Origin of the sequence: Pedobacter gandavensis, assembly GCF_032678465.1 — a bacterium.
GTDB lineage: Bacteria > Bacteroidota > Bacteroidia > Sphingobacteriales > Sphingobacteriaceae > Pedobacter > Pedobacter gandavensis_B.
The window spans coordinates 303,256-324,461 of the sequence record NZ_JAVTSK010000003.1; the positions used below are offsets into that span (position 1 = coordinate 303,256).

13 protein-coding genes are annotated in these 21,206 nt (G+C 36.6%); 12 read left to right on the plus strand and 1 reads right to left on the minus strand.

The annotated features are described in order from the left end of the window. The 5 genes from R2Q94_RS07425 to R2Q94_RS07445 all read left to right on the plus strand — a co-directional run bounded on the left by R2Q94_RS07425 (position 1) and on the right by R2Q94_RS07445 (position 9,163). Positions 1–567, plus strand: coding sequence for an RNA polymerase sigma-70 factor (locus R2Q94_RS07425; RefSeq protein ID WP_316820816.1), 567 nt, complete (start codon positions 1–3; stop codon positions 565–567). Positions 568–656: 89 nt separating this feature from the next. Continuing rightward, entirely contained in the window at positions 657–1,793 is a 1,137-nt protein-coding gene (locus tag R2Q94_RS07430; protein WP_316820817.1) for a FecR family protein, read from the plus strand. A gap of 273 nt (positions 1,794–2,066) precedes the next feature. Further along, entirely contained in the window at positions 2,067–5,402 is a 3,336-nt protein-coding gene (locus R2Q94_RS07435; protein WP_316820818.1) for a TonB-dependent receptor, read from the plus strand. A gap of 20 nt (positions 5,403–5,422) precedes the next feature. Further along, entirely contained in the window at positions 5,423–7,189 is a 1,767-nt protein-coding gene (locus tag R2Q94_RS07440) for a RagB/SusD family nutrient uptake outer membrane protein (protein WP_316820819.1), read from the plus strand. A 156-nt stretch (positions 7,190–7,345) separates the two neighbouring features. After that, positions 7,346–9,163 carry a right-handed parallel beta-helix repeat-containing protein gene (locus R2Q94_RS07445; RefSeq protein ID WP_316820820.1) on the plus strand — a complete coding sequence of 606 codons (1,818 nt, stop codon included), beginning with the start codon at positions 7,346–7,348 and terminating at the stop codon, positions 9,161–9,163. Positions 9,164–9,227: 64 nt separating this feature from the next. Here R2Q94_RS07445 and R2Q94_RS07450 read toward each other — a convergent pair whose 3' ends face one another. Beyond that, positions 9,228–10,049, minus strand: a complete 822-nt coding sequence (locus R2Q94_RS07450; protein ID WP_316820821.1) for a DUF6266 family protein — start codon at positions 10,047–10,049, stop codon at positions 9,228–9,230. 398 nt (positions 10,050–10,447) lie between these two features. Here R2Q94_RS07450 and R2Q94_RS07455 point away from each other — a divergent pair, with 398 nt between their 5' ends. From R2Q94_RS07455 to R2Q94_RS07485, 7 genes are all read left to right on the plus strand, one after another. Then, positions 10,448–11,020, plus strand: a complete 573-nt coding sequence (locus tag R2Q94_RS07455; RefSeq protein WP_316820822.1) for a hypothetical protein — start codon at positions 10,448–10,450, stop codon at positions 11,018–11,020. Between the two features lie 47 nt (positions 11,021–11,067). Then, positions 11,068–11,493 (plus strand): very short patch repair endonuclease, encoded by a 426-nt coding sequence (locus R2Q94_RS07460; protein ID WP_316820823.1) that lies wholly within the window; start codon positions 11,068–11,070, stop codon positions 11,491–11,493. 172 nt (positions 11,494–11,665) lie between these two features. Next, positions 11,666–13,225, plus strand: a complete 1,560-nt coding sequence (locus R2Q94_RS07465) for a DNA cytosine methyltransferase (RefSeq protein ID WP_316820824.1) — start codon at positions 11,666–11,668, stop codon at positions 13,223–13,225. Positions 13,226–13,320: 95 nt separating this feature from the next. Further along, positions 13,321–14,805, plus strand: a complete 1,485-nt coding sequence (locus R2Q94_RS07470) for an ATP-binding protein (protein WP_316820825.1) — start codon at positions 13,321–13,323, stop codon at positions 14,803–14,805. After that, on the plus strand, positions 14,805–17,777 hold the full coding sequence (locus R2Q94_RS07475) for a Z1 domain-containing protein (protein ID WP_316820826.1): 2,973 nt from the start codon (positions 14,805–14,807) through the stop codon (positions 17,775–17,777). The genes R2Q94_RS07470 and R2Q94_RS07475 overlap by 1 nt, the downstream gene beginning before the upstream one ends. After that, positions 17,777–18,736, plus strand: a complete 960-nt coding sequence (locus R2Q94_RS07480; protein WP_316820827.1) for a PD-(D/E)XK motif protein — start codon at positions 17,777–17,779, stop codon at positions 18,734–18,736. Before R2Q94_RS07475 ends, R2Q94_RS07480 begins: the two co-directional genes overlap by 1 nt. Before the next feature lie 83 nt (positions 18,737–18,819). Next, on the plus strand, positions 18,820–21,093 hold the full coding sequence (locus R2Q94_RS07485) for an AIPR family protein (RefSeq protein WP_316820829.1): 2,274 nt from the start codon (positions 18,820–18,822) through the stop codon (positions 21,091–21,093). The last annotated feature ends 113 nt before the right edge of the window (positions 21,094–21,206 follow it).

The window sequence follows — 21,206 nt, forward strand, 5'->3', positions numbered from 1 at the left end:
ATGGGGGACTACAGTAGTTATACAGATCAGGAATTAGTAGACTTGTTGAAGTTGGATGATCAGGTGGCATTTGCTGAAATTTTCGACCGATACCATGGCCCTCTTTATATTCACGCCTTTAAACGCCTGCAGGAACGGGAAGAATGCCGGGATTTAATACAGGAGCTACTTGGCAGCCTTTGGTCTAAAAGGAAATATTTACGCATTAGCACCACACTTTCGGGTTATTTATATATGTCGGTGCGCAACCGGATATTTAACCTGCTGACGAAGAAAAAACTGAATGATGCCTACGTCTCTGCCATCCAGTATCTTGAAACTGAAAAAACCTTTTCTACGGACCATTTAGTGCGTCAAAAACAGTTAACCGTGATCATAGATCAGGAAATTGCTGCACTTCCTCCCCGAACCAGAGAAATCTTTGAGTTGAGCAGGAAGGGATTCCTGTCTCATAGAGAAATTGCTACTCAGCTCGATATTTCAGAACAGACGGTAAAAACCACCGTGAACAATGCTTTAAAAATGCTGCGTACTAAACTGGGTTCGATGTTTTTTTTAATGCTATAATTTTTTTCATTTTCATTACCCCCAAGGCTGGTTTGCATTGTCTTTAGTGTTTGTGTGCTTAGGATAAATCTATGCATCCACAAAAATACATGAACAGACAAGAAATTGAGGCACTAATTCTTAAGTATGATCAGGGGGCATGCAACGAGCAGGAAAAGGCTTTGTTGGAAACCTGGTATGCAAGCTGGAATATCGATCAAATGGTAGAGATTTCTGAAGAAGCACTTGCTGAAGATCTTGCTTTCATCAGAAAAAACACTTTTGAGGCAATTCAGCCCTCGGTTAAAAGCACAAGGCTTTGGCCCAAAATTGCGGTTGCTGCCACGGTAATGATGACCGTAGGTGCAGGTTGGTTTTATTTCGCAAAACCAGAGCGGGATCAAAAACAGCAAAATACCAAAACTATTGATGTAGATCCAGGTTCGATTGGGGCCACATTAACCCTGGCCAATGGAAAAAGAATTAAATTGGGTAGCAGCTCAAGTGGAACGCTGGCTAAAGAAGCCGGGGTAACGATTACTAAAACGGCAAATGGGGAGTTAATTTATGAACTCACTCAGCCTGTAGCTGGAGCCCCCAATAAAATTAATATTCTGTCTACTTCCAATGGCGAAAGTTATCGCTTGCGCTTGCCTGATCAGACGGAAGTTTGGTTAAACGCAGCCTCGCAATTAAAATACCCTGTTTCATTTACAAAAGACCAGAGTCGTCAGGTTGAACTGATAGGAGAAGCCTATTTTCAGGTGGCAAAGGATAAAAATCATCCTTTTGTTTTGAAAACACAAGAGCAGAAAATCACTGTCCTGGGAACAGCTTTCAATGTAAAGGGGTATGTAAATGAACCGATAAAAACCACGCTGGTAGAAGGTAGTGTAGCAGTGTCTAGCCCCTCGACTTCCAGAATCCTAAAACCTGGGCAGAGGGCTACCTTGAATGCAAAAGGAGAATTTAAAGTAGGGCCTGCCGACAAAATGCTTGATCTGGCCTGGAAGAACAACGAGTTTATGTTCGAAAGTGAATCTATTGAAAACGTAATGAAAATGGTAGAACGCTGGTATAATGTAGAAGTCGTTTATGTAGGACAAAAATCTACAGAGAAATTTGGAGGAGTTGTTTCCAGATTCGAAAAAGTATCCAAGGTGCTGGAAGTTCTGGAACGTACCGGTACCGTAAAATTCAGGATATCGGACAATACCATCTACGTCAGCAGTATCACCAATCCTTAAAAACTAACCACAACAATTCATATTAAAAACTAAAAAAATGAGGGGAAACTTACGATAAAGCAACAACTACTAATCAAAATAAAAACGAACCAGAGGTGCTAGGAACACCTCCGGTTGAGTTTGGATATCAATAATTAAATCATATTGCTTAATGCCCATAGTTTTCGACGACAAGGAGCAGAAAGCAACTAACCAAACCTTAAACTAATGTATAAAAATTATCCGGGGAAGCTTGGGCTCTACCAACGCTTATGCCAAAAATTATTATTAATTATGCGATTAACTACCGTATTCATAATCGCATCGATGATGCAGGTCAGTGCAGCCGGTTTTGCACAAAAAATAAGTCTCTCTAAATCAAACGCCGCTTTAAAAACAGTTTTCAGAGAAATCAAATCCCAAAGCGGTTATAACTTTCTCTATACAGATAATCTGCTTAAAAATGCCAACCCAGTAACCATTAACGTAGAAAATACAGGACTTGAAAAAGTGTTAGCAGATATCTTTAAAGATCAACCCCTGAGTTACGAAATTGAAAGTAAAACCATCATCATCAAACCACTGAAAACAACAGCTTTTCAAAATGTAGCAGCTCAGGCAAAATTGGCCCCTATAAAGGGAAAGGTTGTAGATGATCTGGGCTTGCCCTTGATTGGTGCTTCGGTAAAAGTAAAGGGTACTAATAAAGCAGTATCTACCAATGCAGATGGTGCTTTTAGTATCGATGTCAAAAAGGGCGATGTCCTGGAAATTTCAATGATCGGCTTTATTCAACAGGAGATCACTATTGGCAACGAAAGTACATTGTCCATCAAATTGCTGGAAAGTAAGCAGGAATTGGGTGAAGTAGTAGTGGTGGGTTATGGTGTTCAGAAAAAAGTCAACCTTACTGGTTCTGTAGCAACATTGAGTACCCAGGACCTTAAGGACCGTTCCAATACCAATTTAATGGCTTCGGTACAGGGTAAAGTTCCGGGTGTGACTATAGTTGCGCGTCCAGGTGAAGCACCATCAATTAATTTTCGTGGTCGTGGTAACTTGGGTGCCTCTGCTCCATTATTTGTGATTGATGGTGTCATCTCCAATTCGGGGATTTTTGCCAGTCTGGATCCAAATAGCGTAGAATCAGTTTCCTTTCTTAAAGATGCGGCTTCGGCTTCAATCTATGGTTCCCGTGCAGCTTACGGTGTGGTTTTGGTGACCACCAAATCTGGGAAAAAAGGAAAGATGACCATTTCTTATAATGGTTTTGCCGGTGCTAAATCTTCTACCTACAGACCGGATGTTCTAAATTCATGGGAATACGCGGAATTGTACAACGAGGGACTTGCCAATCGTGGCGTTGCGCCTTTGTATTCTGCAGCGCAAATTGGCTGGTTTAAAGATGGTTCGAAACCTGATTTATATCCTAACACCAACTGGATGGATTTAGTACTTGATAAATCAGCGATTACCACACAACATTCTTTGAATTTTAGTGGAGGCTCAGATAAGATCCGTTATTTTACTGGTTTGAGCTATCTTTATGACGATCAGTTTATGCCGGGTCAGGATAGTAAACGTTACAACCTTCAAACCAAAGTTTCGGCGGATGTAACGAGCTGGTTAACCTTGAATACCAATGTTTCTTATATCAATACGCAAAACGATCGTGTAAAAGGGGCCGTTTCAAATTTACAAATGATCAATGTGCCTTCCACCATGGTGGCACGTCAATCTAATGGCGAATCGGGTACGATAAACGGAGGAGTTATTGCTTCTCAAAATTACATCAATGGGAATGCTTTAAGGAATTTAAACAAAAACGACTGGTCGCATGCGGATTCTGTCAATACCATTATTGATCTGGGGTTTGACCTGAAACCTGTAAAAGGATTAACCGTTAGTGGTTCAGGGTCTTATACCAGTAATGATGGAAAGCGTAAGAATTACAGAGGTTTGCAGGACAATGCCCGCAATTATTTCACTGGCGCTGAAATCCCAGGTACAGGATCTACCATTAATGAAATGAGAATGGTCTGGGCCAATACTTCCCGTTTGCTATATACGGCTACTGCAAAATACAATTGGAGCAATCAGAAGCATGATTTTACCGTACTTGGGGGAACTTCTTATGAACAAAATAAATTTGAAGCCCTATCTGCTTTGCGAAAGAATTTCGCTACCGACGATTTAAAAGATTTATCAGCGGGTTCATCAGCAGCTGGAGATCATTTGAATAGTGGAGGTATCCATGAATATAATCTTGCTTCCTATTTTGGACGTATCAATTACAGTTATTTAGGTCGCTATCTGCTGGAGGCGAACATTAGAACTGATGGTTCCTCCAGATTTTACAAAGATTCCCGTTGGGGAGTATTCCCTTCATTTTCTGCCGGTTGGTTGGTTTCTGAGGAGGCTTTCATGAAAAAAATCACATGGGTTAATCTCTTGAAACTAAGAGGTTCTTATGGGGTTTTGGGAAATATCAATAATGTAGGTAACTACGATTATTTTCAGACCTATAACAACAATATCGGATACAATTTTGAAGATCAGATTGTTCCTGGCATTAGAGAAGAGAAACCAGCAAATACCAGATTGGGTTGGGAAAAAGTGGCCATCACCGATTTGGGTATTGACTTGGAAATGTTAGGCAATAAATTGTCTGTCAGTGCAGATTATTATGTTAAAAATACGAGTGATATTTTATTGGAATACAACATTCCTGTTGAAGTAGGTGTAATCAAAAATCCTTCTCAGAACATCGGTAAACTACAAAATAAAGGTTTTGAACTTGCCTTGAATTATAGAAATAAACTGGGCGATTTCGACTATTCCATTGGTGGTAATATGTCGGTGAACAGCAATAAGATCACTGATTTGGGCGAATCCGACAACATGATCAAGAATTGGGGTGATAAAATCAAATACATTTATAAAGTTGGTGAATCTATCGGTTCTTACTATGGTTATGTTACTGACGGACTGTATTCGCAGGAAGAGATCGACAGAGGAGAATACTATAAATTAGGCCGTGTTCCTAAGGCTGGTGATATCAAGTATGTACCACAAAGAGCAAATGTAGCCTGGAAAAGTGACATCACCGGAGAGGATAGAGCGATCATTGGCAATGATGTACCGAAATATACCTATGGTTTAAATATCAGTTTAAAATATAAAAACTTCGATTTTGCTGCTTTCGGACAAGGGGTAAGCGGTGTCAAGGTTGGATTTGAAAATGATGCGTTGGTGCCATTTTTTGAAGGTGGGAACGCCAGAGCTTTTCATTTGAAAAGGTGGACAACAGAAAATCCGAATCCACAAGCGGTTTATCCCCGCATTTATGGTGGTGGTACTTTCGACAATTACAACAGAGAGTTTTCAGAGTTTTCGTTATTTGATGCCGATTATTTCCGTGTTAAAAACATTGCTTTTGGTTATAAACTTTCGGATCAATTATTAAAAAAATATGGTGTTTCTACGGCCAGGTTCTTTATAAATATGGAGAACATGTTTACCATCCGTGCCGATAAAAAAATGAAAGACTTTGACCCGGAAACTGCCAGCGCAAGATTTTTAGGGCTTGGTGTTAAAACTGTATCTGTTGGGCTTAATATCACTTTGTAACTGTAGAAAAAAAACGAATTATGAGAATCTTTTTAAATAAAATCATCATTGCTTCATCTGTACTTATCTTTTTAGGAGGATGTAAAAAACTGGACGTGGTACCACCATCTGAAGTGGCTGCGGAAACCTTCTGGAAAACAGAAAAAGATGCCTGGCTGGGCTTAAACTCCTGCTATAGCCAGCTTCCAGGTTTTGATGGTTATATCGAATTGGCTACCGATAATAGTCATAGTCAAAAATCATGGGAAGGCCCTTTTGAAGCTGCCCAACTTAATGCCATTAGTTTATCTGATGATTTTGGGTATGATTATACAGGTATCCGCATGCAAAATAACTTTCTGGAAAAGGTAGTAGGCTGTAACATGGATGAAACCTTGCGTACCAGAATGAAAGCTGAAGCCAGATTTATGCGTGCTTTTGCTTATTTGAGGTTAACATCCTATTTTGGTAAAGTAGCATTGGTAACTACCGTACTGCCTTACAATGCGCCTCCTTTGCCAAGAGATCCGGTAGAGAAAGTACAGAAATTTATCCTGGATGAATTGGCAGAGATTGCCGAAATACTACCAAAAAACTATACTGGTGGATATTTAAAAGAAAAAGGCCGGATTACCCGTTCAGGTGCTTTGGCATTAAGAGCAAGGGCAGCGCTGTATTTTGGCAATTTTGCTGAAGCAGAAAAATCAGCAAATCTTGTGATTACTGAAGGACAACACAAGTTATTTCGTGTGACAAGCCTGGATGCTGCCCAACAAAAAGAGGCAGATGAGATGGATCAGTTTATTGATTTCGCAGCCAAAGGGATCGACAAGGACAAATATGTGAAGGGAATTTTTAGTTATGAGACTTTATGGCATGGTAAAAATGCAAAGCCTGATAACCTTGAATATGTGGTGACCAGAAGTTATGTGGCTGATCTCAAGCAAAGCGATTTTCAACGTTATACGTATATCAGACCTAGTCAGCTGGTTTCTGGCTATAGTTCATTGAAGCCAGTTCAGGATTTGGTGGATGCCTATTGGGATGTGGATGGCAAAACTGTAAGACCCTTGGTGACAGCAGAAACAAGGGCGACTAACTTCGCAGCGATGGAGCAATCGGTGGCTGGTTTGGATCAGACACAATACATTGCTAAAGTACCTGGCCTTAATTTAAAAGACGCTCCATATATGACAGAGTTTCGTAACCGAGATAGCCGTTTGTATGCTTCGATTTTATTCCCTTTTAAAGGCTGGCATGAAACAGATTTTTCCGGTCCGTTTTATTACCGTTGGAAACCAGCATTTGTGAACGATGGAAATGAGTCCTCCAGTGGTTATAGCTGGCGTAAATTGGTTTCTCTGGAACCTTATATCGCTTATCCTGGTGAAGGCTGGTCTGGAGATGACTTCCCGGTGATCAGGTATGCAGAAGTATTGCTCACTTATGCCGAGGCGCGTCTCCAAAATACGGGTTGGGATGCTGATGTTCAGGTCGCTTTAAATGATTTGCGTGATCGTTGCGGGATGCCTAATGTACCCACTACAATGCCATCAAAGGCTGCTGCTTTAGATTTCGTACGTAACGAGCGAAGAATAGAGCTGGCAGGAGAGGGCAACCGTTTCCATGATATTCGTCGCTATGGAGCTACTTATGCTGCATCGGTGATGAACAGAGAAACGTTCGCACCAAACGGTCACTCTGTAGTTAAGAAGGAATGGAATGATCGATTGATGCTGATGCCGATTCCACAAACTGCTATGGATTTAAATCCTTTATTAAAAAATGACCAGAACAAAGGCTATTAATTGCCAAGCATAGTTGTTTTCATAAAATTAATACCGAATTTCCGGTTTTAAATAGAAGTAGGTTATTATAGGAGCTCAGTTGAGGCTGGCTCCTATTTTTTAAATAGCCTACTCCGTCAAATTAACCACAATGAACACTTCTTTAATTTAAACCCCTTGAAAAAAAAGATCTTACTGGTTTTATTGAGTTTCAGCTTTATACTGCCATTAACCGCACAAACACGTACCAAAGTCTATAAGCTATCTGCTTATGGCATTAAACCGAACACCGGAAAAAACATTACTCCTTTATTAGGAAAATTTTTAGAAGAAATTAAAAGTAAGACTACTGCTCAGGATGCGGTGGTGATTCAATTCCAAAAGGGTAAGTATGATTTTTATCCTGAAGGTGCGGTGAAAAGAACTTATTATATCTCTAATCATGATCAGGATAACCCAAAAACGGTTGGAATTGATGTGGTGGCTTTCAGAAACCTGACCTTTGATGGTAATGGTGCTGATCTGATGTTTCATGGCAGGATGTTGCCATTAGCTTTAATCGAGAGTGATAATGTGAAGATTAAAAATCTAAGTATCGATTTTGAAAAACCACAGATTACTCAGGTAAAGATTGTAGAGAACGATCCGATTGCCGGAACCATCATTTATGAAACTGCCCCATGGGTGACTTATAAAATTAAAGACAGTACTTTGTATAATCTGGGCGAAGGTTGGGAGATGAACCCAACTTCAGGTATCGCTTTTGAAAACAAGACGAAACACATTGTTTTCAATAGCGGTGATGTCAGGGTTGGTACTAAAGGCGTAAGCGAACTTGCTCCTGGGAGGATCAAGGCACATCATTGGAAAAATAAACAATTGATTCCTGGAACAGTAATCGCTATGAGAAGCTGGCACCGTCCAAACCCTGGTATTTTCGTACACAAGGGAAAGGATATGACTTTTGAAAATGTAAAAATACATTATGCAGAAGGTATGGGGCTTTTAGCACAGCTGACAGAGAACATCTATATGGATGGTTTTGGCGTGTGCTTAAGAGGTAAAAATGATCCAAGGTATTTTACAACTCAGGCAGATGCCACGCATTTTTCTGGTTGTAAAGGAACGATTGTCTCTAAAAATGGTTTGTATGAAGGGATGATGGACGATGCGATCAATATCCACGGTACTTATCTGAAAATGATGAAAAGACTGGACGATCGTACTGTAGTTGGTAGATATATGGAAGGTCAATCTTATGGTTTTGACTGGGGAAATATCCAGGATACCATTCAATTTATCCAATCTAAAACCATGGATTTATGGGATGCGAAAAACACGATTGCAGCTATTACGCCAATAAAATCTAATCCAAATGATCCGATTAAGGAATTCAAAATTGAGTTTACAAAGGATTTGGATAAGGAAATTGATCCTTCAAAAACAGCTATTGGTATTGAGAATTTAAGCTGGACACCATCTGTAGTTTTTACAGGAAATACCATCCGCAACAATAGAGCTAGAGGCGCATTGTTTAGTACGCCAAAGCCTACATTGGTTGCTCATAATATTTTTGACCATACTTCGGGTAGTGCAATTGTACTTTGTGGTGATAGCAATGGCTGGTACGAGACTGGTTCTTGTAGAGACATCACCATTCGTGACAATACATTTATCAATGCTTTGACCAGTATGTATCAGTTTACCAGCGCGGTGATTTCCATTTACCCTGAGATCCCTGATCTTAAAGGTCAGAAGAAATATTTCCACTCTGGAATTAAGATCGAAAACAACAAGTTCGACACGTTTGATCAGCCAATTCTTTATGCAAAATCCGTAGATGGACTGGTTTTTAAGAACAATAACATTACCACCAATAAAGCTTATCCAGCTTATCACAGCAACAAAAAGAGGGTTCTTTTTGAAAGAGTGGTTCATTCGGAATTGGGCAATAACAAGGTAGACGGCAAGGTGACTGACTTGCTTGATAAATAAATTCTAAAGCCGGGGGGAATACTCCCGGTTTTTTTTGCTCTTAATTTATAATTTGAGGTGAAATTCAATAGGGGGGAACCGAATAACTGTAATTGTAGGTTTTTCCTGAAGCATTGAACTGACTGGATGTCCATTGATAAGTTTGCGCTTGTTGTGTGGGCTTTTTATCAGCTTTTACTGGCGCTTTTTTCGGTTTATGTTGAATCACAGACTTTGGTTCTTCCTGCTTTTCTTTTATTGTGGTTTGTTGTAGGTTTAAGGAGCCGGCATGAACGCTTTCTGATATTTCTGTGGCATCTTCGTTTATAAATGAGATATAGGCTTCCATACGGCTTTCTACAAGGTTTGGGTCTATTAAAACCAACTCTCTGCCTTCGTGTCTTCTCGAGCCGCTCATGACTGTGGTAGATATGTCTGCATCCGGGAAATGGATCACCAACATGGCGCGATCATTTTTGTTTCTCCAGGCCAGGTCTGCTGGGACTTCCCATTTGAATTCCACTGCTGTTCCCTGAAGGGAAATCTCGGGTTTATCTGCTTTTAACAGGCTTCCCATGCTTAGAAGTGCTTTAGGGTAATCCATGCTGATGTTTGGATATTCGCCCTGTAAAGCGTGTTTTTTATTGTATGAGACCGCCGCGTTATAGAAATTTTGATCTGTTCCGGCAGTGATGAGCCTGAATCCTGTACGGATAAAGTTTAAATGGTTTCTTAAGAAGTCGTTGATGACCGACATTTTCTGACAATTGGCCTTTCTGGGAAGGGTGAGTGGTTTTCCGCTATGTCCAATTGTTCTTATAACCGATTTCCCGTTTAACATGTAGCCAACTAGGTTGCCCACCCGGCCTTGAAATCCTCCAAATAATCCATTGTTTAAGCGTCCCATAGTTTTTGTTTTTAGTTCATTTTCAGTGGTTTGTATGGTAAGTTACGGATTGGTTTTGAAATAACAATAGGCTGAGGGTTTATTTTATACGTAGTATTTAGGGTATATAATTGTGTTTAATAGGACATTTTGACGAATTAAGGACCTATCAACTACCTATGAAGGATAGAGAAGTGATTTTATTAAGGTGTGAACAGTATATACTTAAAAATAAAGGTGAGTGAATGCAATTTGAAAGGATGATTCCTGGTGATCTTACACACTGATGGATTTTATGCGAGAAGTATAGAAATATCATTTGACTTTGCAAATGGGAAATTCTGATGTGCTAAGACCGTTTGAGATTTATTTTATAAATTATTATAAGTATTATTGATAAAAATTAACGCTATTTAAAAATGAGATTACTTTTTGTTACGCTTTGTTTATTGCTGTTAAATATTGATGTTGTTCTTTGTCAGGAGATTAATACTGATATAGTTGGCAAAAAGATGAGCTTTTTTGAAAAGCTAGAAAAGAAATACAATGGAAAGGTATACGAGACCGATGGTGATGTTATTATTCCTGGAGGTATGGCAACACCTATAATGTATAAAAGGGTACAAAAAGGTATGCCAGATCTGATTGTCAATTATGTTTTTACTGAGAAGGATTCATTGATGCATACGGTGGAATATGAGTGGGATGTCAGTAATTATTTCGACAAGGTTGATGATACGTCATCAATGTTTCGCAATGCATTTGTAAAAAAGTATAGCGAGTTATTGACATTATTATCGTCTAGATATGGAACTAGTAAGCCTAAGGGTGAACTTGCTGATTTTTTTAAAATAGATGCTCCCAAAAAGTTAAGTAAATCTGATAGATGGATAACCAACGAAAATACTGAAGTAAAATTGTATGCTTTTGGGTCGCAGGATTACAAATCTTTATTTAAAATACATATTTATGTTAGTCCGATAAGGTTTTAGGAAACCCGTATATTTGGTGTAATATTCTGGATTTAGGTTGTTGATATATGACTGATGTTCACACTAAAATAATCCGTTCCTATAATATGAGCAAGATAAAAGGGAAGGATACACAACCTGAAATTTTAGTTCGTAAGTTCCTTCACAAGAACGGATATCGTTATCGTATACATGTCAAGGATCTTCCTGGCAAACCAGATATTGTATTGCCAAGGTACAAAACTGTGGTTTTTGTACAAGGATGTTTCTGGCATGGCCATGAGGGATGTAAATATTATGTTGTTCCAAAGACTAGAACCGATTGGTGGTTGAAAAAGATAAACGAAACTATAGTTAATGATAAGACCAATCAGCAAAGTTTAGTCTCAACTGGATGGAGAGTAATTGAAATATGGGAGTGTGAGCTTAGAAAGACGTTAGTTGAAAATACATTGAATCGACTTCTTAAAGCTTTCCTAACAAAAAAACAGTAATTTATTGATTATTAATCTAATGAGAAACTTAGTGAGTTATCTTAGTCATTATATAAATGATTATATACCTTAGCGTAGTTAAATTAAATTCACGGTTAATAAAATGTGAAGCGTTTTGTTGATTGTAAGTGTTTTTGTGTCAGGTGTTTAAAGTTACAACAGTTCATTATAAATGTTAAATAAGGGTATACCCATCATAGATTTATTTGCTGGGCCAGGCGGGTTGGCAGAGGGATTCAGTTCTCTCGTAGATGATAATAATCAACGTTATTTTAATATTAAAATTTCTATTGAAAAGGATTCTCATGCTCGGGAAACCCTAAAATTGCGTTCGTTTGTTCGTCAGTTTCCATATAGATTGTTACCTGATGAGTATTATCAATTTTTGCAACGAAAGATAACACTGGATGAACTATATGGTTTTTATCCAGATGAAGCTAAAGAAGCAAATTCGGAAGCATGGCAAGCAATCCTTGGAGAAACATCTGAAAGCGAGATTGATGAAAGAATAAAAAACGCGCTTAATGGAGCCCAGGATTGGGTGCTTATAGGTGGGCCACCTTGTCAGGCTTATTCAATGGCTGGAAGATCAAGGGTGGGAGGAATAGCCGAAGATGATCACCGTGTTCATTTGTATAAAGAGTATCTTCGAATTATAGCATTGCATCAGCCTTCTGTCTTTGTGATGGAAAATGTTAAAGGCTTGTTATCTGCGGAAGTAAATAATGAGAAAATTTTCCCTAAGATATTAGACGATTTGGAAGATCCTTCTTCTGTGTTTCCTGATTATATTTCCAGTAAATATAGAATTCGTTCTCTTGTCGTTCCTGAAGTTAAAAAACATAGTGATTACTTGATTAAATCTGAAGAATATGGTATTCCTCAAAAAAGACATCGTGTAATATTACTCGGTATCAGATCAGATATAAACGAGGAGCCTGATTTCTTAATAAAAAAAACAAAAGTAGATTTGAAATCTATAATAGGTCAAATTCCAATGGTCAGAAGTGGTGTTTATAGGCAATATATAAATACAGATGAAATTATTATGGAAGATGGGACTGTTAAAAAGAAAAGGAATTACAAAACTATTAAGGATTCTTTTGAGGTGTGGGAAAAATTAATTTTAAATTTCAGGAAAGACTTAGGAGAATTGCTTCCAAAAGTTGTTGCAGTGCAAAGTTACCCTAAGAACGTGGGAGTAGAGTTTAAGCCTTATTTAGGCAATACTCTTTCAACTGGACACTCTCTTTATAAATGGTTTATTGATGAAAAAATTGGAGGAATTCTACATCATGTTTCTAGGGGGCATCTAACACTTGACCTTAAACGTTATTTGTTTGCAAGTTCTTTTACTCTTAAAACTAATAAATTCCCCCGGATGGAGGATTATATAAAGTATGGGCTGCAACCAGATCACGATAATGTTGGTAGTGGTAAATTTAATGACCGTTTCAGGGTACAGATTCCAAATGAACCAGCAACAACAGTGACTAGCCATATTTCTAAAGATGGACATTATTTTATTCATTATGATTCAGTGCAATGTAGGAGTTTGACTGTACGAGAGGCTGCAAGAATTCAAACTTTTCCAGATAATTATTTCTTTTGTGGAAGTAGAACACAACAATTTCATCAGGTTGGAAATGCCGTTCCTCCATATCTCGCATACCAAATTGCCAAAATTGTTTATAAACTATTAGTTCCAAACAACAGAGAATCAGAATTGTAAATTAATTTCATATCAATTAATTGAAATATATAATAATATTGTGTTTATTTTTCCCAGAATTTAGTAATTTAAGATCGGTTATTTAAACGCGATCAATGCAAGAAAGTATAATATTATCACCTCCCCCTGTTTTTTTTATTAAATCAATATCGGAACAGGGGTATACGTTATCAACAGCAATATCGGATTTGGTTGACAATTCAATTGCAGCAGGAGCTAAACGGATTGAGATATTATTGGATACCACTTCAAGTCCACTTCGATTATTTATTGCCGATAATGGAGGTGGGATGTCCCCTGATGAGCTAAATTTAAATATGCGTTTCCCTAGTGCAGATTTAGACGTACCCCGGGGCATAAACGACTTAGGTCGATTTGGCCTCGGATTGAAAACAGCCTCATTTTCGCAATCCAGAAAATTTACTGTTTTATCAAAAAAGAGTAGTAGTATTTATTCTGGGAGATCATGGGATGTTGAACATTTAAGGGAAACAAATAATTGGTCTTTAATAATTAATTCCGATGCGGAAGTTTCGACCTTAATCTCGGAATTTTATGGTGCAAGTAAAAATTTTCATCAACAATCAATAGATTTCCAGCCAAATACACTTATAGTTTGGGATTGTCTCTATAAACTCGAAAAAGTTATAAAGAAACATGATATTAATGATGAACTGGATGAACTCAGGAGCCATTTAGGATTAGTGTTTCATCGGTTTATACAAAATGGAGTTATTCAGATTCGCCTCAATAATTCACTGATTGAAGGATTTGAACCTTTTCCAAATAATGTAAGGGGTGTTCAAACTGTATCGGAGAACTTTTGGGAAACTAGTGATGCATATGTTAAATTTCAGGGTATTGTATTGCCAAAACGCTCGGCCACCGAAGCAAAAGAAAAAGGATCCGACTGGGTGCCTGAAGGCAGAACTTTGGAAGAGTTACAAGGGATTTATGTCTATAGAAATGATCGGCTGATTAACTATGGAGGCTGGCTTAGAGCAATCCCAAAATCTATTTATCTTCAATTTGGCAGGATAAAAATAGATATTACAAATATTAATGATGAAGAGTTTCATCTCAATGTGGCTAAATCTTCTCTAAAAATTCCCTTCGGCTTAAAAAAGGCAATGTCGGAGATGGTAAATCATGTTGCTGCACAGGCATTAAAAGAGTATCGTGAACGAATGGCTTCAGCTGTTATAAGATCTATGACTAATGCGAAAGGATTATCCATTATTCTCAGGGAAACCAATTCTTATGGGCCCAGGTTGAGGATTAATTCTGAATTTGAGATATTCAGAAAGCTTAAGGATGGCCTTTCTACTGAAAAAAATGAAATCCTAAATATTTTTGTTGCACTCATAGAGTCTAAATTAAACGAAATATGGAAAGGAGAAATAAGTACAACGGAAATTATCGAAGATTTTGATAATCAACATGAAAAAAGAATTCTAAAAATAAAAAAATATTATGAAGAAGCCGGTTATTCATTACAGGAAATAAAGGAACTACTTCTGGACAGCTTTGGCCAAACAGGCAAAATTAAAATATTAATTAACTCTCTAACAATGGATTAATGACTTGGGAATTTCTAGCAGATATTATTAAAAATAAAATAGACAAGGTAAAGAAGAAGCAAGGATCTATTACTTCAGAACAGTTAACCATTTCAATAGAACAAATTTTTTCAAGTCTTCGGGAATCTGATATGTTTGAAGACGATTTTGAAAACATTGAAGAGACTGTTCTAGGAGAGTGGTTGACTAAAATTAAATTGAGACTTAAATCTATCATTGTTACAACTATAGAACCAGATAGTGCAATTGATGATAGATTGGACTATGATCGCTGGATTGATAGCCGTCAAAATGTAATTGAATGGAATTATTTTAATCGATATGCGAAATATCTCAAAAATATTGGGAGACCATCCGATGTGGTACAAAGTACCGAGAACAGTACAAAAGGAATAATTGAACGCCTAGGAGACCCGCAAAAGGCAATTGATTCATTACAAAAAGGACTTGTTTTAGGGTCAGTACAATCTGGAAAGACTGCGAACTTTAACGGAGTGATAAATCGTGCAATAGACGCTGGCTACGATATGATTATTGTGTTCTCCGGTATTATGGAAGATCTTAGATTTCAGACACAAAAGCGGATAAATAATGATGTTCTTGGGATTGGCGAATTAGGAAATCAAATTAATCAAGTTGTTGGTGTGGGAAATATTCAGCAATTTTCCAGAAGTGGAATTCATCAGATTTCTTCAATTACATCTTCCGCCACAGATTTTAGGAAATCCCTGGTAGGTGCAAATTTTGATTTTACGAATCAACGTATTTTAGTTTGTAAAAAGAATGTCAGTGTCTTAACCAACATAATTTACTGGCTAAAATCTTCTATGCCACATGGACACAACAAACTCAATAAGTCATTATTAATAATTGATGATGAAGCGGATAATGCCTCACTTAATAACCTTGGTCATAAAGGGGCCACATATGCCAGCAAAGTAAATGGTCATTTGAGGGCATTACTTGACCTTTTTAAGCGCAGGTCCTATTTGGGCTATACTGCTACACCTTTTGCGAATATTTTACAGGATCAACATGGAGCAATGGAACAACAGGATGCCTGGGTCATTCCATTTAGATATAATGGACAGGTAAAACAGATTGAATGCAGCCTTTCTCCGGGACTTTTTCCCGATAAATTTATCTACAAGCTTGCTACTCCATCTTCCTATCTCGGGCCTAAACGTTTCTTTTCTAATGGGCGAGAGCGGGAAGGTGATAAAAAGATTCCACTTATAGAGACCATTCCGACATTGGATTTAGATGAAGTGGTGGTTTTCGGAGAGAATGACTCTACTCTAAGCAAATCATTAATTGATGCAATAGATTGTTTTGTACTTTCGATTGCATTAAGAGATTCAAGAAGATCGGTAATTCAGTCAATTCCTGGATATACAGACCACCATACCATGCTCGTACACATTTCCAGATTGATATCTGTTCAGAATGTAGTTGCTACAAATATCTCCAAATATGTAGATTTCATAACCAGTAGAATAAAAAAGGATAATATAAGTGATCCAAGTGGAGTGTATGAGAAATTGCGGTTACAATGGAATAAATTCTTTGTGTATAAGGTTGAAAATATAATTTCATATTTACCTGAAGATTATAACTCAGATGGGCTTATTCCAAAAACATGGGATGATATATCTAAACTTATCCCAAATGCCGTTAATAATATAATGGTTAAGGCTATTAATTCGGAAACCGGGGATAAACTGATATATCCAGATGGAGGGAATAAAAAGTACATAGCTGTTGGAGGTAACAGGTTATCCCGGGGATTTACACTTGAAGGTCTCACAATAAACTACTTTTTGCGTGATACAAATTATTATGATGCATTACTTCAAATGGGGCGTTGGTTTGGCTACAGGCCTGGTTACATCGATGCATGTAGACTGTTTATAGATTTTTCGACCGAGGAGAAATATAATTTCATAACAACTGCGCTTACAGAACTGGAAGAGCAAATTGAGAATATGGAGTATCAAAAGAAAAAGCCTAAAGAGTTTGAGCTTAGAATTAGAAAACATCCTGACGTTTTAAAAATCACACGTTTAGCTATCTTAAAAAATGCAAATGAGGTTAGGTTTTCTTTCCAGGATATGGTTCAACAATCTACTATTTTTAAAATTGAAAAGAACACACTTTCGAAATCCTGGACTGCATTCAAATCGTTATTTAATGCTCATAATTTTGTACCTACTGATCAGGAAGGAGGTTTTTATACTCTTGATACAAATAAGCATACTTTATTTGAGTTTTTAAATCTTCCAAATACCTATTTGGAAGAAACATTTATGACTAAATTTATAACTAGTTATATTGATCTATGCGTAGGAGTCGGGAAATTGACAAACTGGAAAATTGCAATCAAAAGGACTGGTTCAGGCGATCCTATTGATGAAGATAATATAAAACTGCAACTTACTAAGCGAAGTGCTCCAAAGGAAGATGATGAACGAGGTTACTATATGGAGTTGAAAAATGAGCAAATCTTTAGAGCATCCGGGAAATCTATGAATATCATGACATCTGGTATGGATGAATCATTAGGCCTTCCAGCAGAAAAGATAAATAAAGCAATTAGTGATTTTCGAGCTTATAAAAAGAAAAAATTCCTGGAAAATAACAAATCGGAGGAAGTAGCAGAAGAAGATTCACAAAAAACTACAATTCCTGGATGGATCTTTAGAAAAGTAAGACCTGAAAATGAAGGTCTACTTCTAATTTATTTAATAGATTTAAAATGCATTTTCAACACTGAGGAACTAATGAGTATAGCAAAGGAAAAAGGGATAAACCCTTTAATTCCCCTTGTTGGTTATGCTTTAAGTTTTCCAAGTATAACAGATGATCCAGGGGCTATCTATTTAGCAAACGACTATCAGGATGAGGGTATTTCCCAGAATGAGGATACTGAGATTCCAGAAGATTTTAATAATGAAATAAACGATATTATTTAATGAAGTTAGATTGGGAATCATTATTAAATGATAAAGGGAAATTTCCCAGGACATTTTTTTTCGAGGACTCTGCAGCCCGGTATTTTCGATACGGGATAAATGAGCAATTACAATTTTGCTTATTTTTTCATCTACCATTTGACGAGTTTAACAGGCCCACAGATTCATTGAAGTTGGCAAATATTTCATTGGAAGAACAGTTTTTGGATGGGCAAAATACAATTGTTTTAACTCTTTTAAATGATAGTTTAAAAGTTCTTTTTAACGATCTTATCATAAGCATTGTATCCCAGGTAAAAGAATTGGATAAAAAGAGCATTAAATCAGGTTTTATTTCACTATGTAAAGATTGGTTTGAATTGTTTGATCCGATTGCAGCAAAATTGACCAGAAATGAAGTACAAGGGATTATTGCTGAGTTACATTTTCTTAAATTTTTGTTAAATAATTCAAATTTCACTTTCAATGAAGTATTAAAAGCCTGGAAAGGGCCATTTGGGAAAGGACACGACTTTGAATTAGGTGAAAGTCATTTTGAAGTTAAGGGAATACAAGAAAATAAACTAATATTGAGTGTGTCTAGTGAATATCAGTTGGATTTCTTAGAAAATCAGAAACTATTTCTCATAGTATATTCATTTCTGATTAATTCATCTGAGGGTGAAACATTAGGTGAGGTGATTAACGAAACGGTTCTTCTTTTGAGATCACATACTGCATCTAAAATAAATATATTTTGGACTGCACTTAGAAAAGCAGGTTTAAACCCACAGGCCCCTGATGAGTATAATGAGTATACATTTAAACTTAAGGATGTAAGTAACTACAATTGCAGTATATATAATTTCCCATCAATACGAAGATCATTATTACCAGACTCTGTGAGACAAGTAAAATATGAGTTGGCCACCACTCTTTTAAATGACTTTAAAGTTAATGACCTTACACCCTTTATATGACGCTTAATGAACTAAATTCGTTTTTTACTTCACTTGTAAAGAACATTACGGATAACAATGGGAACATAAATAGAACATCATTGATGAATTATGTATTACCTGCTTTAAATCTTACAAGATTAACTGATTCAGAGGAAGTGAGCTACTCCCATTATCAACTACCAAAAGACAATGTGGAAGTCGATGCTTATCTTATAAACGATAGCGGTGAACGATTGCAACTATTCTTATCTAACCTAGTCTTACCTGGAGAAAAGGATTTACTTGTTTCAAGAAAAGAGTATTATGATTCCTTGTTTTTGAAGACAAAAAACTTTCTCACAAAAGCAATTAGAAATTATTTAAAGGATGTTCAATCAGGTGATCCTGCCGCAGTAATTATAAAATCATTAGAAAGTGCTGATTTTCAGCATCAGATCGATGTTGTAGAAATCTTTCTTATTTCAAATACTATTTCTTTTGAACCAAGAGGGACACATTCGCCAAAAATATTCTTATTTAATGATGATGAAATTAAAATCAGTTACAGTATTAAAGGAGATCAAAAAACAAAAATAATTAAAGTTAAATATCAGTTGATTGATCTTAATAAAATTTATAATTTTGAAATTTCTGAAGGTAACTCTGAGCCTATTGTTATAAACTTTAACCCTCCTTTAACTGCGATCAAGGCAGCGGATGATGTAGGGTTATTTGAGTCCTATCTTGCCGTAATACCAGCTTCGCTGCTCGTAGATTTTTATCATAATTATAGCTCTAGACTTCTTGAACGAAATGTACGCTCATTCCTCCAATTTAAAGGCGTCAATAAGCAACTAAAAGAGACAATCATTCAGGAACCTGAGAAATTCATAGCCTATAATAATGGTTTGACGATTACTTCTACGTCTTCTAATATAATTCAGAATGGCGGGGTAGCCTTAATCAATTCGTTAACCGATTTTCAAATTGTAAATGGGGGTCAAACGACTGCTTCGATATATTTTACAAGTAAAGATGGTGTTGATGTTTCTAAAGTAAATGTAATAGCAAAAATTAATGTAGTAAAATCTGAAGACAGAGAAAATCTTGATGATTTGATTTCAAAAATATCTCAATATTCAAATTCACAAAATAAAGTTTCCAGTGTGGATTTGAATTCCAGAAGTGTTCATTTGGTGAAAATAAAAAAGCTTTCAGAAAGCATTACTGATCCATCTGGAACAAAATGGTTTTTTGAGAGAATTCGGGGGGAGTTTAATACACTTCTAAGGATTTACCCGGGTCAGAAAACACAGATAGAGAAAAACTATCCCAAGCATAAAAGGCTTAGTAAAGAACAAATTGCAAAATATTATGTTGCCTGGGGTACAAGCCCATACCTGGTAAGAAAAGGAGGTGAAAAGGTGTTTAGAGATTTTATGGGATTTATTCAATTAGATCATAATGAGAAACACCTTAACCCTGAGAATCTTGGACGGGCTTTTTACGAAGATCTAATTTCTAAAGCCATATTTTTTAAAGAGTTTGAACAACTTTATGGTGCGGGACCAAATGCAATTGGGCAGATCCGCTCCTCTGTCGTACCCTATGCACTATCGTTATTATACAAGATGACAATGGTTAAAAAACTAAATCATTTTGATCTGGGGGCTATTTGGGTTAAACAGGGATTGCCGGATGATTTAAAAGAATTTTCTAAACAATTACTTCAATCTGTACATGAATGGCTAAAGTATTATAGCAAAAGTGATGATGTTGGCGAGTATGCGAAAAAGGAAGATTTATGGAAAGATTTGGTGAAAAGTTCAGAAGTTGCCGCATTTGAAAAAAATGAGTTTACAAAAGCAATTTTGACTAAGTATAGGCTTTCAGAATTAGAATTTAAGAAGCGATACATATCTGTCGAGACGTTTGATTTCTCAGTAATAAATGATAATTGTAGAATCCACTCTAACGGATCGAAATTCTACAATTCATTAAAGCTTAATTTTGATGATCACTTAATCCCTGGCGAGTTAAGGAAAGTTGAAGAGATAGTACAGAAACTCCAGGTTAAACACAATCTAACTGAAGAACTAGTTGATTTTGAAAATCAGATAATAAAAAAACTTCAACCTATTGATCCGGATTGGTTTCTTGAGTATAACATGGATAGTAATAATTTAATAAATACAATAGGCCACATAACGAATATTTATAATAAGAATTTATCCAGAGTTAAAGAAGCATTTGAAGCAGAAACTGTTAAATTAGTAAAAAAAGGTATTTCAGAAACAAAAGCAATCTCATGGAAAAATGTTGGTCAAGCTATATCTAAAAATGAGGTTCCCCTTATTAGTGATTTGTACAAAATAGATGAGCTACTTAAAATGTAAATTGTTTATGTCCTCCTTTTTTGGATTATCGTAGATTACGGAGATTTAATTGGATGTCAACGGAATGATAAGCTTTTTCTTTGATATTAAGGTGATAAATTTTAGATAAAACA

Coding starts and splice junctions, on each gene's coding strand:
- R2Q94_RS07455 (WP_316820822.1), top strand. CDS start 10,448: ATGAGATTACTTTTTGTTACGCTTTGTTTATTGCTGTTAAATATTGAT.
- R2Q94_RS07475 (WP_316820826.1), top strand. CDS start 14,805: ATGACTTGGGAATTTCTAGCAGATATTATTAAAAATAAAATAGACAAG.
- R2Q94_RS07450 (WP_316820821.1), bottom strand. CDS start 10,049: ATGGGACGCTTAAACAATGGATTATTTGGAGGATTTCAAGGCCGGGTG.
- R2Q94_RS07430 (WP_316820817.1), top strand. CDS start 657: ATGAACAGACAAGAAATTGAGGCACTAATTCTTAAGTATGATCAGGGG.
- R2Q94_RS07425 (WP_316820816.1), top strand. CDS start 1: ATGGGGGACTACAGTAGTTATACAGATCAGGAATTAGTAGACTTGTTG.
- R2Q94_RS07480 (WP_316820827.1), top strand. CDS start 17,777: ATGAAGTTAGATTGGGAATCATTATTAAATGATAAAGGGAAATTTCCC.
- R2Q94_RS07470 (WP_316820825.1), top strand. CDS start 13,321: ATGCAAGAAAGTATAATATTATCACCTCCCCCTGTTTTTTTTATTAAA.
- R2Q94_RS07440 (WP_316820819.1), top strand. CDS start 5,423: ATGAGAATCTTTTTAAATAAAATCATCATTGCTTCATCTGTACTTATC.
- R2Q94_RS07460 (WP_316820823.1), top strand. CDS start 11,068: ATGACTGATGTTCACACTAAAATAATCCGTTCCTATAATATGAGCAAG.
- R2Q94_RS07485 (WP_316820829.1), top strand. CDS start 18,820: ATGAATTATGTATTACCTGCTTTAAATCTTACAAGATTAACTGATTCA.
- R2Q94_RS07465 (WP_316820824.1), top strand. CDS start 11,666: ATGTTAAATAAGGGTATACCCATCATAGATTTATTTGCTGGGCCAGGC.
- R2Q94_RS07435 (WP_316820818.1), top strand. CDS start 2,067: ATGCGATTAACTACCGTATTCATAATCGCATCGATGATGCAGGTCAGT.